This is a genomic window from Paraburkholderia saeva, from assembly GCF_907164555.1.
Lineage (GTDB): Bacteria > Pseudomonadota > Gammaproteobacteria > Burkholderiales > Burkholderiaceae > Paraburkholderia > Paraburkholderia saeva.
In genome coordinates this window covers 21529-36202 of the sequence record NZ_CAJQZC010000001.1, presented here as the reverse complement: position 1 = coordinate 36202, position 14674 = coordinate 21529, and the positions used below count along the sequence as shown (strand labels likewise).

Here is a 14674-nt window from a genome sequence, read left to right as displayed (position 1 = left end):
AACATGTTTGCTGTCGGGATAACGGGCGGAATCGGTAGTGGCAAGTCCACCGTCGCGGATCTCTTCGCCATGCGCGGCGTACCGCTTGTCGACACCGACGTGATTGCCCATCGCATTACCGCGCCCGGTGGCCTCGCGATGCCATCGATTGCAACGGAGTTCGGTCCATCGTTCGTTGCGCACGACGGCTCACTCGATCGTGCGCAGATGCGCGCGCTGGTCTTCAGCGACGATACAGCGCGCTCGCGACTCGAAGCGATCACGCATCCGCTGATCCGCGCCGAAACGGAGCGCGAACGAAGCGAGGCGCGCGGGCCGTATGTCATGGTGGTCGTACCGTTGCTCGTCGAATCGGGTAGCTGGAAGAACCGCGTCGACCGCGTGCTCGCCGTCGACTGCACCGTCGAAACGCAGATCGAACGGGTCATGCGCCGCAACGCATTCACGCGCGAACAGGTACTCGCGATCATCGAGCGTCAGGCAACCCGCGAAGCGCGACTGGCTGCGGCGGATGATGTCATCGTCAACGATGCCGTTTCCATCGAGACGCTTTCCAGAGAAGTCGACGCGTTGCACCGGCAGTACGTCTCGCTAGCCGGGACGTAATACGCCGCTCGCGCGATAGCCATGGCAAGCAGTACGCGTTGCGCTACACGAGCGCCGCAGGCCGCTCGCAGCACCGCAAACCCGGTGCTTTGCCAACGCCACATCCCGCCACGAAACCGGCCGCCGGCGCGGTCACAGGGCGATCGCGATTCCGACGCAGAAAATGCGCCTGAACGGGCGAAAAAAGTGCGTGATTGCTAGGGTAGTCACACGGCATTAGAATGTCCTGCAATCCCGTCACCGACCACGCCAGAGGCGAGCGCGCTTGATCCTTTACGAGTATCCCTTCAACGAGCGAATCCGTACGCTGTTGCGCCTCGAAGATCTGTTCGAGCGCTTCACGTTCTTTCTGACCCAGGAAGACGCCAGGGAGCACCATGTTGCGCTGACGACCCTCTTCGAAATCGCCGAAGTCGCGGGCCGCGCGGATCTGAAGTCGGATCTGATGAAAGAGCTTGAACGGCAACGCCAGACACTGGCGCCGTTTCGCGGAAATCCTGGCATCGAGCAGAACGCACTCGAAGCCGTCCTGGGAGAAATCGAACAGACACTCGCTGGCCTCACACAGATGCAGGGCAAAACAGGCCAGCATCTTGCAGACAACGAGTGGCTCGCAAGCATCCGCAGCCGCGCAATCATTCCTGGTGGAACCTGCAAGTTCGATCTGCCGTCGTACTTCGCGTGGCAACAGACGCATCCGGATCAGCGTCGCCAGGACATCGCCAAGTGGGTGACGCCGCTGCTGCCGCTGCGTGATGCCGCTACGATCGTGCTGCGCCTCGCGCGCGAATCGGGCCAGGCGTCAAAAGTGATGGCGATGCAGGGGAGCTACCAGCAGATGCTCTCGGGCCGTTCGTATCAGTTGATGCAGGTGAGAGTGGCACCGGAATTGCGGGTGATTCCGGAGGCGAGCGCCAACAAGTACATGCTGTGGGTGCGTTTCACGGTGCAGGACGGCGACCTGAGGCCGCGCGCAGTCGATGTCGACGTACCGTTCCAGCTTACGTTGTGCAGCCTGTAACGGCGGGCCTCGTGCAGTCAGGGCAATCGCGATGGCCGTGCGATGCCGCCTTTTATAATGTCCCGGTTGGCCCCATGTTTGAAGCTTCCCGTTCCTGAATGCGATGATCGCCTGACCGTATGCCCACTGTCGTCAAATGCCCAACTTGCGGAAAGGACGTCCGCTGGACACCTGAAAACCGCTTCCGCCCGTTCTGTTCGGATCGCTGCAAGCAGACCGACCTCGGAGCGTGGGCCGCCGAAAAGTACAAGATCGGCGGCACCGACGAAGAACCGCCTTCGGACGAAACGCCCTCCGGCGACTACAACCCGCACTGAAACCGCAGCCGCGCGCTACTGCTCCGCAGCCAGCCATTCCAGCACGGGAATGGTGGCCGGCAGCAGCGGCGAGACTTCGGCAGGCAACGCCTGCCAGACGAAGGCCTGACCTTCGCGTCCGTGCGGCTCGCCGTCCCACTCGGTCACCTTGCAGAAATAGAGCCGTACGTACGCGTGCGGATAGTCGTGTTCGAGCGTATGCCAGCGATGGCTCGCCTTCACGTCGATCCCGAGCTCCTCGTGCAGTTCGCGGGCGAGCGCGGCTTCCACCGATTCGCCCGGCTCCAGCTTTCCGCCTGGAAACTCCCAGTAGCCTTCGTACGGCTTGCCAGCGGGCCGCTGCGCAAGGAGGTAGCGGCCGTCCGGCTGCACCAGCACGCCGACCGCGACTTCAGTGACTGGCCGCGTAGTGCCTGCAGCGCCCCCGTCGGCAGCGAGGTCAGCGGCGGCCGTCATGCGCCCTCTGCAGACGCCTGCGGCGCCTGGGATTTGCGCCCCGACCGGTCGCGCGCGAACTGCCATGCCACCCGGCCCGAACGTGAGCCGCGCTCCAGCGCCCAGACGAGCGCATCGCCGCGTGCCGCTTCGACCTCGGCGTCGGTGCAACCGAAATGGCGCAGCCAGTGGCCGACAATCGCCAGGTAATCGTCCTGCTTGAACGGGTAGAAACTCACCCACAGGCCAAAGCGCTCGGACAGCGAAATCTTTTCCTCGACCACTTCGCCCGGATGGATCTCGCCATCGGACGTGTGCTTGTACGTCTCGTTGTCGCTCATGTACTCGGGCAGCAGATGGCGCCGGTTCGAGGTCGCGTAGATCAGCACGTTGTCCGACTGCGCGGCCACCGAGCCGTCGAGCGCCACCTTCAGCGCCTTGTAGCCGGATTCGCCTTCTTCGAACGAGAGATCGTCGCAGAACACGATGAACCGCTCCGGACGCGTAGCAATCAGATCGACGATGTCGCCGAGATCGTGCAGGTCGTCCTTGTCCACTTCGATCAGGCGCAGACCGTCTTTGGCGTGCGCGTTCAGGCACGCCTTGATCAGCGACGATTTACCCGTGCCGCGCGCGCCCGTCAGCAGCACGTTGTTGGCCGGCTGGCAGTGCACGAACTGACGCGTGTTCTGCTCGATGAGCGACTTCTGGCGGTCGATGTTCTGCAGATCGTCGAGCGAGATCGTCGAAATCGATGGTACCGGCTGCAGGTAACCGCGCCCCTGACGCTTGCGCCAGCGGAATGCAACGGCCGCCGACCAGTCGACATTGGCTGCAGCGGGCGGAAGCATCGCTTCCAGGCGGCCGAGTACCGCTTCGGCGCGCGTCAAAAACTGTTCGAGTTTGTCCATCGTGTATGCAGCCCGGTATCAGGAACGGTAATCGGCGTTGATGCTGACGTAGTCGTGCGAGAGGTCGCAGGTCCAGATCGTGCCCTGCGCGTCGCCGCGACCGAGCACCACGCGAATCGCGATCTCGCTTTTCTTCATGACGCGCTGGCCGTCTTCCTCGCGATAGTCCGGATTGCGTCCGCCGGCTTTCGCGACGAGCACGTCGTCGAGGTACAGGTCGATCCGGCCGACATCGAGGTCGTTCACGCCTGCATAGCCGATCGCGGCGAGAATGCGACCAAGGTTCGGATCAGACGCGTAGAAGGCGGTCTTCACGAGCGGCGAATGGCCGATCGCGTAGGCGATCTGGCGGCATTCGGCGATGTCCCTGCCGCCTTCGACGTTCACGGTCATGAACTTCGTTGCGCCCTCGCCATCGCGGACGATCAGTTGCGCGAGCGTCTGCGCGACTTCGGTCACGGCGTCACGTAGCGCGCTGTAGGCGGCGGATTCGGTAGAGGCGATCGCCGGCAGGCTCGACTTGCCCGATGCAATCAGGATGAACGAGTCGTTCGTCGACGTATCGCCGTCGATCGTGATGCAGTTGAACGAGCGGTCCGCAACGTGCTTCACCAGCGCGTCGAGCACCGGCTGGGCGACGTTGGCGTCGAACGCGAGGAAGCCGAGCATCGTTGCCATGTTCGGCTTGATCATGCCGGCGCCCTTGCTGATGCCGGTCAGCGTGACCGTGTGGCCGTCGATCGTCACCTGGCGCGATGTGGCTTTGGCGAGCGTGTCGGTCGTCATGATCGCCTGAGCGGCGTCGTACCAGTGCGCGGCCTTGCGGTTCGCCAGGGCGGCGGGCAAACCGGCCTTCAGACGGTCGACCGGCAGCGGCTCAAGAATCACGCCGGTCGAGAACGGCAACACCTGCTCCGGCGCGATGTCCGCGAGACGTGCGAGTTCGACGCAGGTTTCGCGCGCATGCGCGAGACCGGGTTCGCCGGTGCCGGCGTTCGCGTTGCCGGTGTTCACGACGAGCGCACGAATGGCCTTACCGCCAGCGCGAACCCGCTCCAGATGCTCACGGCACACCGTCACCGGCGCAGCGCAAAAACGGTTCTGCGTGAACACGCCCGCGACTGTCGCGCCTTCGTCGACGGAGATGACGAGCACGTCCTTCCGATTCGGCTTGCGGATGTTCGCTTCGGCCCAGCCCAGCGTGACGCCGGCGACAGGATGCAGTTGAGCGGGATCGATCGAGGGGAAATTGACAGCCATGTTGGCAACCTGTCGGAGATGAGCGTGCCGGCACGGAACCGACATCGGGAATCAACATGAGCGGACCGGGCGAACGCCGGACCACCAGAGAACCAGCTTGCGCCAACTGACTAAATGGCGCAGATGGAACGACGCGGCGCGTGCACCAGTTGCGATGCATGCGCCGTTTTTCAACTCAGGCAATCTTGCCGTGGCACTGCTTGTACTTCTTGCCGCTGCCGCACGGGCAGGGGTCGTTGCGGCCGACCTTCGGCACGTTATCTCCCGCCAGTTGCTGCGAGCCCGGCGCGTGGTGGCCGTGGCTCATTGCATCGCCGATCATGGCTGCGGCTGCATCGGCCGCAACCGGCACCGCCGCTGCTTCACCCGCTTCCGCGAACTCGGCATGACGGAACTCGACGTTCTCGAGATGGCTGCCCTGCTCTTCGTACTGCTCGGCCGCCTGCTCCAGCTGCTCCGGCGACTGGATCTGCACGTTCATCACAACGCGCGTCACTTCGAGCTTCACGGCGTCGAGCATCGCGGCGAACAGTTCGAATGCTTCGCGCTTGTACTCCTGCTTCGGGTTCTTCTGCGCATAGCCGCGCAGATGGATGCCCTGACGCAGGTGATCGAGTGCCGCGAGGTGTTCGCGCCAGCTGCGATCGAGCGTCTGCAGCATGATCGAGCGTTCGAACGCGCTGAACGATTCGCGACCCACGAGTTCGACCTTGCCTTCGTATGCTTCGTCGGCGGCTGCCGTAACGGCTTCGAGAATTTCGCCGGCATCGATCGACTTCGACTCGTTGATCATCTCCTGAATTGCGAGATCAAGCTGCCATTCGTTACGCAGCACTTCTTCCAGCTCAGGCACGTCCCACTGCTCTTCGATGCTGCCCGCCGGCACGAACTGATGGACGATATCGGCGATCACGCCGTGACGCATCGCGCCGATCGTTTCGGTAATGTCGTGCGCTTCGAGCAACTCGTTACGCTGCTGATAGATCACCTTGCGCTGGTCGTTCGACACGTCGTCGTATTCGAGCAGCTGCTTGCGGATATCGAAGTTGCGTGCTTCGACCTTGCGCTGCGCCGATTCGATCGAACGCGTGACGATGCCCGCTTCGATCGCCTCGCCTTCCGGCATCTTCAGGCGATCCATGATCGAGCGCACCCGGTCGCCCGCGAAAATGCGCAGAAGCGGATCGTCCAGCGACAGATAGAAGCGCGACGAACCCGGATCGCCCTGACGGCCGGCACGGCCGCGCAGCTGGTTATCGATCCGGCGCGATTCGTGACGCTCGGTGCCGATGATGTGCAGACCGCCCGCGGCCTTCACTTCATCGTGCAGCGCCTGCCATTCGTCGTGCAGTTGCTGGATGCGGCGCGCCTTTTCGTCGGCGGGAATCGACTCGTCGAGCTCGAGGAACGTGGCCTGCTTTTCCGCATTACCGCCCAGCACGATGTCCGTGCCGCGACCGGCCATATTGGTCGCAATCGTCACGCGCTTCGGACGTCCCGCTTCCGCAACGATTGCCGCTTCACGTGCGTGCTGCTTCGCGTTCAGCACTTCGTGCGGCAGGCCCGCCTTGGTCAGGAGGTTCGACAGCAGCTCGGAGTTCTCGATCGATGTCGTACCGACCAGCACCGGCTGGCTGCGCTCATAGCACTCGCGAATGTCGCGGATGACGGCGTCGTAACGCTCCTTCGCCGTCTTGTAGATCTGATCCTGCTTGTCGATCCGCTTCGGCGGGCGGTTTGTCGGAATGACGACCGTCTCCAGTCCGTAGATCTCGTTGAATTCGTACGCTTCGGTATCGGCCGTGCCCGTCATGCCCGACAGCTTCGCGTACATACGGAAGTAGTTCTGGAACGTGATCGAAGCGAGCGTCTGGTTTTCGCTCTGGATCTTGACGTGTTCCTTCGCCTCGACGGCCTGGTGCAGCCCGTCCGACCAGCGGCGGCCCGACATCAGACGGCCAGTGAACTCGTCGACGATCACGACTTCGTTGTTCTGCACGACGTAGTGCTGGTCCTTGAAGAACAGCGTGTGTGCGCGCAGCGCCGCGTACACGTGGTGCATCAGCGTGATGTTCTGCGGTGCGTACAGGCTTTCGCCTTCGCCGATCAGACCCCAGTCGGCGAGCAGGCGCTCCGCCTTTTCGTGGCCCGATTCGGTGAGGAACACCTGACGTGCTTTCTCGTCGAGCGTGTAGTCGCCCGGTTTTTCGACGCCCGTACCATCGGCCTTTTCTTCACCGATCTGACGCTCGAGCAGCGGCGGCAGCGCGTTCATGCGCACGTAGAGTTCGGTGTGATCTTCCGCCTGGCCGGAGATGATCAGCGGCGTACGCGCTTCGTCGATCAGGATCGAGTCCACTTCGTCGACGACCGCAAAATTGAGCGCCCGCTGTACGCGCGCGTCGGTCTCGTAGACCATGTTGTCGCGCAGGTAGTCGAAGCCGAATTCGTTGTTTGTGCCGTACGTGATATCCGACGCGTAAGCCTGCTGCTTCGCGTCGTGATCCATCTGCGACAGGTTGATACCCACCGACAGGCCGAGGAAGTTGTACAGGCGCGCCATCCATTCGGCATCGCGCTGTGCAAGATAATCGTTCACCGTCACGACGTGCACGCCGCGGCCAGACAACGCGTTCAGGTAGACCGGCAGCGTAGCGACGAGCGTTTTGCCTTCGCCGGTGCGCATTTCCGCGATCTTGCCGTAGTGCAGGACCATGCCGCCGACGAGCTGCACGTCGAAGTGGCGCATATGCAGAACGCGCCTGCTCGCTTCGCGGCAGACGGCGAAGGCCTCCGGCAGCAGCTTGTCGAGCGATTCGCCGCTCGCGACACGCTGTCGGAACTCACCGGTTTTTGCGCGCAGTTGATCATCCGTCAACTGCTCGATCTGCGGTTCGAGCGCATTGATCGACGCGACGGTCTTTTGATATTGCTTGACGAGCCGCTGGTTGCGGCTGCCAAAAATCTTTTGTAGAAAACCGGTGGTCATCGGATCGGTGTCTGCGTCGCGGCTGCGGCCCGGTCACACGGTGTGTGAGCCCGGAAACGACGGCCCCGGCGGCTTAGGTCCAAGAGTGAATTCGAATCGGGGATTTTAGCACGCAGGTTCGGCTACGCCTGTGTCCATGGCGGATTGGCCAGGGTCAGTGCGGGCCGCGCTCCCGTAGCCCCCGACGACGGCCCGGCGCGCAAGCGACGGGGTACAATCCGGGCATCACGGCGTAGGGTCGGCAACATCAGTTCTGCCGCCGGTTTCCGCCTGTCCTCACCTCGAAAGCTTCCGCGAAAATATGAGCCGTTTCTCGTCGTTTTCAAGGCCGTTTTCAAGCACGAACGCGGCACGCCGCCCGCAGGCCATCTCAGAAGTGCTCAATCGCACTGATGCGTTCGCCGCCCTGCGCGCCGGGGTCGAGCAGATTGCCGCGCTGGAGCGCGATCTGAAGCAGCTTCTGCCCGATTATCTGGCGACGAGTGTCGAACCCGGTTTCATCAAGGAAGGGGGACTGACGCTTTTTGCCGCACACAACGCGCTTGCCGCGCGCCTGCGACATCTTGAACCCCGTCTGCTGTCGGATTTGCAGCAACGCGGCTGGGCAGTCAATTCGCTGCGCATCCGCGTGCGTCCGCAGGCAGTGAAAGAGCCGCCGCAGCCCAAACAGGCACGTATGACGGCGCGCGGCGCCGAAGCACTGCATGCGCTCAGCGAAACGCTCGCGCCCTCGCCGCTGCGAGAGGCGCTCGCCAGAATGGCGGCCCGGCATCGCATTAGTCGCGAGCCCAAAAAATAGGCGGCCCCGAAGGCCGCCTGTTTCCTGCTATTCGTTCCGTCAACCACGCCAGCGGTGCTGAACCGCCCGTCGGCTATCAGGCAAATGCCGTCTGCGTATCGTAGGCAAAGCCACGCGGGGCCTGCTTCGGATCGTTGAAAGTGACGATTTCGTACGAATCCTCGTGCGCCAGCAGCTCGCGCAGCAGCTGGTTGTTCAGGCCGTGACCCGACTTGTAAGCGTTGTACGAAGCCAGCAGCGGATGCCCCACCACGTACAGGTCGCCGATCGCATCGAGCATCTTGTGCTTCACGAACTCGTCGTCGTAACGCAGACCGTCGTTGTTCAAGATGCGGTATTCGTCGAGCACGATCGCGTTGTCCATGCTGCCACCGCGCGCCAGACCCAGTTCACGCATCATTTCAACTTCGTGCGCAAAGCCGAACGTACGGGCACGCGCGATTTCACGCACATACGACGTATTCGCGAAATCGACTTCGAGCGCCTGGCCAGTCTTGTCGACGGCCGGATGACGAAAATCGATCGTAAACTTCAGTTTGAAGCCAAAAAACGGCTCCAGACGGGCAAATTTGTCACCGTCGCGGATTTCGACCGGTTTCGTGACCTTGATGAATTTCTTGGCGGCGTTCTGCTCTTCCACGCCCGCCGACTGGATCAGGAACACGAAAGAAGCCGCGCTACCGTCCATGATGGGAATTTCTTCAGCGGTGACATCGACATACAGGTTGTCGATGCCAAGACCGGCGCAGGCGGACATCAGATGCTCGATCGTCGACACGCGCGCGCCGTCTTTCTGCAACACCGAAGCGAGACGCGTATCGCCGATCGCCATCGCCTGTGCAGGAATCTCCACCGGCGTGGCCAGATCCACGCGCGTGAACACGATGCCCGTGTCCGGACCCGCCGGACGGAGCGTCAGGTCGACCTTGCGGCCCGAATGCAAGCCGATGCCGACCGTTTTGACGATCGATTTGATTGTGCGCTGCTTCAACATAATGGTCTTCTATTCGATTGAAAATCCCAATCGGGATTTTTTATTCCATAGCGCGAATTATACTCCATCAACCTCACATCGGGTTTTCACCGAACGTATCAATCTGTTTCTCATTTTTACTTCAAAGCTGTCGCGCGGAAAGCGTGACGGGCCGACACCCGGAACGGAGGCGTTTCCGGACATCGACCCGCGTAACGGCCAGTCACATTAGCGTCATCGTGTCGTTGCCTGCCTGCAACATTTCACAGGACAGAACGGCAAAACGGACGCCCGCAGCTAGCTCAACGTGGCGAGAATGCTCGCTGCATCGCTGACTTCGAATTTGCCGGGTGCCTCGATTTTCAGCGTCTTGACCACGCCGTCGTCGACCACCATGGCGTAGCGCTGGGAACGGATTCCCATGCCACGCGCCGACAGATCCTGCTCCAGACCGAGCGCCCGCGTGAAAGCCGCGCTTCCGTCCGCCATCATGCGCACCTTGCCCGAGGTGTGCTGATCGCGTGCCCACGCGCCCATGACGAACGCGTCGTTGACGGACACGCACCAGATCTCGTCGATACCGGCCGCCTGCAATGCGGCGGCGTGTTCGACATAACCCGGCACGTGCTTCGCTGAACAGGTCGGCGTGAACGCACCCGGCAATCCGAAGATCACCACGCGCTTTCCCGCGGTCTGTTCGCGCACGTCGAAGCTGTTGGGCCCGATCGTGCAGCCTTCGCGCTCGTCTTCGATCAATTCGTAGACGATTGCTTCCGGCAGCTTTTCACCTACCTGAATCATGCTCAGTCCTTTACATCGATGCGGCTTGCATTCGCACGTTTTCGTGTCGCAGTGAACTGACGTTTGCCGACAGTTGCCCGATCCGCTTCGCGAATACGAAGAGGGCATCTGTCCCCGCCGCGCCTCTGAGGAAACGCGGCCTTGTTCGCCCTTCACCCGCCACGCCCGTGCATACCGCTGGTGGCACGCATCAAACGTGCCGCAGCGCAGCCCAGCCTGCGGTTAGTCCGCCTGCTTGCGCAGGAACGCCGGGATATCGTACGTGTCGACGCCCTTTTCCTGCAGCGCCTGCACGTGCGAAGCAGCCGTATCGCGCGACGTGCGCCAGACGGCCGGCGTATCCAGCGAACCGTAATCGGCCGCGCTCGTATGATGCTGCTGGGGCGTATACGCGTGCGCATGGCCGCTGACCGGCTGGTTGTCGGTGCCGGTACGCAGCAGCGTCATCGGTGCCGATTGCTGCTTCTTCGCCGCACGGCCGAGACCCGTTGCCACAACCGTCACGCGCAGCGCGTCGCCCATTGCATCATCGTAGACTGCGCCAAAAATCACGGTTGCGTCTTCAGCAGCATAGCTCTTGATCGTGTTCATCACTTCGCGCGTTTCCGACAGACGCAGCGAACGGCTCGACGTGATGTTCACGAGCACGCCACGCGCACCCGACAGGTCCACACCTTCCAGCAGCGGGCTGGCAACAGCCTGCTCAGCCGCAAGACGCGCGCGATCGACGCCGGCAACCGTCGCCGTGCCCATCATCGCCTTGCCCTGCTCGCCCATCACCGTCTTCACGTCTTCAAAGTCGACGTTCACGAGGCCGTCCACATTGATGATTTCCGCGATACCGGCGACTGCGTTGTTCAGAACGTCATCTGCGCACTGGAAGCATTTATCCATCTCGGCGTCATCGCCCATCACCTCGAACAGCTTGTCGTTCAGAACGACGATCAGCGAGTCGACGTGATCCTCCAGTTGCTGCGAACCTGCTTCTGCCACACGCATCCGCTTGCCGCCTTCGAATTCGAACGGCTTGCTGACGACGCCGACGGTCAGAATGCCCATCTCCTTGGCGATCTGTGCCACGACCGGTGCTGCGCCCGTGCCGGTGCCGCCGCCCATGCCCGCGGTGATGAACACCATGTGCGCGCCGCGCAGTGCATCGGCGATGCGCTCACGTGCTTCTTCTGCTGCCGAACGGCCCATTTCCGGCTTGGCGCCCGCGCCGAGACCGGTGTTGCCGAGCTGGATCACAGCCGTGGCGCGCGAGCGCGACAGTGCCTGTGCATCCGTGTTCATCACGATGAAGTCGACGCCTTGCACGCCGCGGTTGATCATGTGCTGAACGGCATTGCCGCCAGCGCCACCTACCCCAACCACCTTGATGATGGTGCCGTTGGTTTCGGTTTCCAGCATCTGGAATTCCATGTTGCCTCCGTCAAGAAAAAATGTACTGCCGCTAAGCAGCTACTCGGCCGTTATCCGGCAGGAGATCGGGCAACCTCCTGTCGCGCGCCAGCCGCCGGCACCAGCGCGTATTTTTGAAACTGTGCTCTTGAAACCTGCTACTCAAGCCGTACTGCGGGTGCTGCGGTAAAACCTTAAAAATTACCGAGGAACCAGTCTTTCATACGGCCGAGCACCTGGCCCATCGATCCCGACTGCACGGCGACCTTGCGACCGCGCATACGTTGCGCGCGGCCCTCGACGAGCAGACCCATCGCCGTCGAATAACGCGGATTGCGCACCACGTCAGCAAGGCCGCCCGCGTATTCCGGCGCACCGATGCGCACCGGCTTCAGGAAAATGTCTTCACCGAGTTCGACCATGCCCGGCATCATCGCCGCGCCGCCCGTCAGCACCACGCCGGAGCTCAGCAGTTCCTCATAACCCGACTCGCGCACGACCTGCTGCACGAGCGAAAACAGTTCTTCGACGCGCGGCTCGACGACCGCCGCCAGCGCCTGGCGCGACAGCGTGCGCGGACCGCGCTCGCCAAGACCCGGCACTTCGATCATTTCGTCCGGGTCGGCGAGCGCCTGCTTCGCGATGCCGTAGCCGACCTTGATGTCTTCCGCGTCTGGCGTCGGCGTGCGCAGCGCCATCGCGATGTCACTCGTGATCTGGTCGCCGGCAATCGGAATCACTGCCGTATGACGGATCGCGCCTTCGCTGAAGATCGCAATATCGGTCGTGCCCCCGCCGATATCGACGAGCACCACGCCAAGTTCCTTTTCGTCTTCCGTCAGCACAGCCAGCGACGACGCCAGCGGCTGCAGGATCAGATCGTTCACTTCGAGACCGCAACGACGCACGCACTTGACGATGTTCTGCGCCGCGCTCACCGCGCCGGTCACGATATGCACCTTCACTTCGAGACGGATGCCGCTCATGCCGATCGGTTCGCGCACATCCTCCTGGCCGTCGATGATGAATTCCTGCGTCAGGATGTGCAGCACCTGCTGATCGGTCGGGATGTTGATCGCTTTCGCCGTCTCGATCACGCGCGCGACGTCCGTCTGCGTGACTTCCTTTTCCTTGATCGCCACCATGCCGCTCGAATTGAAGCTGCGGATATGGCTGCCGGCGATCCCCGTGAATACGTTTGTGATCTTGCAATCGGCCATCAGTTCAGCTTCTTCCAGCGCGCGCTGAATCGATTGCACCGTGGCCTCGATGTTCACCACGACGCCTTTCTTGAGCCCCTTCGATTCGCTCTGGCCGAGGCCGATCACCTCGTAGTGACCTTCGCCCTTCAACTCGGCGACGATGGCCACCACCTTCGACGTCCCGATGTCGAGGGCGACCAGCAGATCTTTATAGTCTTTACTCATAGCGTGCTCATTGCGTGTGATGTCCGTTTACTTCTTGCCCTTGTCGGGTTCGCTGATAAAACGCATGCCTGCTGCGCGAATCGCGAAGCCGTTCGGATAGCGCAAGTCCGCATACTCGATATCCTTCCCCCAACGTTGCGTCACCGCCGGCCAGGCCGCTGTCAGACGGCGCGAGCGATCGAGCAGCGTGTCCTGATTGCGCTCGCGGCCCAGCTCCACCTGCATCCCGTTCGACAGCTTCACCGTCCATGCATATCGCGGCGACAGCGTCACTTCTTCCGGCGTGGCGCCCAGCGGCGCAAGCCACGTCTTGAAGTCCCGATAACGCGCAACCACTTCCTTCGCCGTGCCTTCCGGTCCATCGAAGGCTGGCAGTTCCTCCTCCAGCTCGCCCTGGTTCGCGGTGAAGAGATCGCCGTCGACACTGACGAGCTGATCGCTGCCCCACGTCCCGAGCGGTTTGTACTCCTCCAGCGTGACAGCCAGCGCATTCGGCCAGACGCGCCGCACACTTGCGTGACGCACCCATGGCATCTGCTCGAACGCCTGACGCGCGCTGTCCAGATCGACGGTGAAGTAATTGCCCTTCAACCGCCCGACCACACCTGCGCGCACCGTCGGCGAATTGATGTGCTCGGTATCGCCGTCGATCCGGATTTCGCGCAATGCGAAGCCCGGGCGCTGGATCATCCAGTAACCGCCTGCCGCCAGCAGCACGAGCACCAGCAACGCATGCAGTGCGTTGGAGGCGAGATTGAGCTGGCGAACGTTGTTCCACATGTGTAACCGTCAGTCCTTCAGTGTCAGTGACAGCACTTTCACCACCAGCTCCTGGTAGCTGATGCCGACCGCGCGCGCCGCCTTCGGCGGCAGCGAGTGATCGGTCATGCCAGGCGCCGTGTTCACTTCCAGGAAATACGGGTTACCGTCCGCGTCGAGCATGAAATCGGCGCGGCCCCAGTCGGTGCAGCCCAGCACGTCGAACGCGCGACGCGCGACCACTTTCAGGCGCGTTTCTTCATCAGGCGTCAGACCGCACGGAATCAGATACTGCGTATCGTTCGCGACGTACTTCGCGTGATAGTCGTAAAACTCGCCAGCCGGGATGATGCGGATCACCGGCAGATCGAGGTCGCCTGCGATGCACGCGGTGTACTCGCCGCCGCCTTCGATGCTCTTTTCGACCACGACGATTTTGTCGAACTTCGCGGCTTCGGCGAGCGCGGCCGGCAGTGCATCCGCGCTCTTGACCTTGATGACCGCGACACTCGACCCTTCGCTTGCCGGCTTCACAAAGAGCGGCAGGCCGAGCTTCGCGACGATGTCAACCGAGCGCGCGTCGTAGTCGTCGCCGCGCAGCACGGCTTCGAACGGCGGCGTCGGTACGCCGAGTTGCTGCCACACGAGCTTCGTGCGGAACTTGTCGAGACCGAGCGCCGAGCCCAGCACGCCGCTGCCCGTGTAGCGGATGCCGTAGAAATCGAGCGCGCCCTGGATCTGGCCGTTCTCGCCATAGCCGCCATGCAGCGCGTTGAACGCGCGCACAAACCCTTCTTCCTTCAACGCCGCGAGGGGACGCTCAGCCGGATCGAACGGATGCGCATCGACACCGACGTCGCGCAGGCCTTGCAGCACGAGGCGACCGGAATTGAGCGACACCTCGCGCTCAGCGGAATTCCCGCCGAGAAGGACGGCCACCTTGCCGAATGATTTCGGATCGATATTGCTGCTCAT

At 62.3% G+C, this 14674-nt stretch carries 14 protein-coding genes; 4 read left to right on the top strand and 10 right to left on the bottom strand.

Going from position 1 to position 14674, the window contains the following annotated elements; genetic code table 11:
• Positions 1 to 3 precede the first annotated feature (3 nt).
• From coaE to LPA36_RS00140, 3 genes are all read left to right on the top strand, one after another.
• Positions 4 to 606 carry a dephospho-CoA kinase gene (coaE, locus tag LPA36_RS00150; protein WP_228874110.1) on the top strand — a complete coding sequence of 201 codons (603 nt, stop codon included), beginning with the start codon at positions 4 to 6 and terminating at the stop codon, positions 604 to 606.
• A 265-nt stretch (positions 607 to 871) separates the two neighbouring features.
• Entirely contained in the window at positions 872 to 1627 is a 756-nt protein-coding gene (zapD, locus tag LPA36_RS00145) for a cell division protein ZapD (protein WP_228874109.1), read from the top strand.
• Between the two features lie 119 nt (positions 1628 to 1746).
• Positions 1747 to 1944: a DNA gyrase inhibitor YacG gene (locus tag LPA36_RS00140; protein WP_228874108.1), complete on the top strand. Its 198-nt coding sequence runs from the start codon at positions 1747 to 1749 to the stop codon at positions 1942 to 1944.
• Between the two features lie 15 nt (positions 1945 to 1959).
• Here the strand turns inward: LPA36_RS00140 and LPA36_RS00135 are convergent, their stop codons facing one another.
• From LPA36_RS00135 to secA, 4 genes are all read right to left on the bottom strand, one after another.
• On the bottom strand, positions 1960 to 2400 hold the full coding sequence (locus LPA36_RS00135) for an NUDIX domain-containing protein (RefSeq protein ID WP_228874107.1): 441 nt from the start codon (positions 2398 to 2400) through the stop codon (positions 1960 to 1962).
• Positions 2397 to 3290 (bottom strand): ATP-binding protein, encoded by an 894-nt coding sequence (locus LPA36_RS00130; RefSeq protein ID WP_228874106.1) that lies wholly within the window; start codon positions 3288 to 3290, stop codon positions 2397 to 2399. Before LPA36_RS00130 ends, LPA36_RS00135 begins: the two co-directional genes overlap by 4 nt.
• Positions 3291 to 3308: 18 nt before the next feature.
• Positions 3309 to 4550: a bifunctional glutamate N-acetyltransferase/amino-acid acetyltransferase ArgJ gene (argJ, locus tag LPA36_RS00125; protein ID WP_228874105.1), complete on the bottom strand. Its 1242-nt coding sequence runs from the start codon at positions 4548 to 4550 to the stop codon at positions 3309 to 3311.
• A 175-nt stretch (positions 4551 to 4725) separates the two neighbouring features.
• A complete protein-coding gene (secA, locus tag LPA36_RS00120; RefSeq protein ID WP_228874104.1) occupies positions 4726 to 7539 on the bottom strand; it encodes a preprotein translocase subunit SecA in 2814 nt (937 codons plus the stop codon).
• Positions 7540 to 7840: 301 nt separating this feature from the next.
• Between secA and LPA36_RS00115 the strand changes: the two genes are divergently transcribed.
• A complete protein-coding gene (locus LPA36_RS00115; RefSeq protein WP_228874103.1) occupies positions 7841 to 8338 on the top strand; it encodes a DciA family protein in 498 nt (165 codons plus the stop codon).
• Positions 8339 to 8414: 76 nt separating this feature from the next.
• On the opposite strand, the gene lpxC is transcribed toward LPA36_RS00115, so the two are convergent.
• The 6 genes from lpxC to LPA36_RS00085 all read right to left on the bottom strand — a co-directional run bounded on the left by lpxC (position 8415) and on the right by LPA36_RS00085 (position 14674).
• Complete coding sequence (gene lpxC / locus LPA36_RS00110; protein ID WP_090538061.1) at positions 8415 to 9332, bottom strand: UDP-3-O-acyl-N-acetylglucosamine deacetylase; 918 nt, start codon at positions 9330 to 9332, stop codon at positions 8415 to 8417.
• A gap of 276 nt (positions 9333 to 9608) precedes the next feature.
• Complete coding sequence (locus LPA36_RS00105; RefSeq protein WP_228874102.1) at positions 9609 to 10112, bottom strand: peroxiredoxin; 504 nt, start codon at positions 10110 to 10112, stop codon at positions 9609 to 9611.
• 222 nt (positions 10113 to 10334) lie between these two features.
• Positions 10335 to 11534: a cell division protein FtsZ gene (ftsZ, locus tag LPA36_RS00100; protein WP_228874101.1), complete on the bottom strand. Its 1200-nt coding sequence runs from the start codon at positions 11532 to 11534 to the stop codon at positions 10335 to 10337.
• A gap of 173 nt (positions 11535 to 11707) precedes the next feature.
• The gene (gene ftsA / locus LPA36_RS00095) at positions 11708 to 12940 is read right to left on the bottom strand and encodes a cell division protein FtsA (RefSeq protein WP_228874100.1); all 1233 of its coding nucleotides are present in this window, start codon (positions 12938 to 12940) and stop codon (positions 11708 to 11710) included.
• 27 nt (positions 12941 to 12967) lie between these two features.
• Entirely contained in the window at positions 12968 to 13720 is a 753-nt protein-coding gene (locus tag LPA36_RS00090) for a cell division protein FtsQ/DivIB (RefSeq protein WP_228874099.1), read from the bottom strand.
• A gap of 9 nt (positions 13721 to 13729) precedes the next feature.
• Positions 13730 to 14674 (bottom strand): D-alanine--D-alanine ligase, encoded by a 945-nt coding sequence (locus LPA36_RS00085; RefSeq protein WP_228874098.1) that lies wholly within the window; start codon positions 14672 to 14674, stop codon positions 13730 to 13732.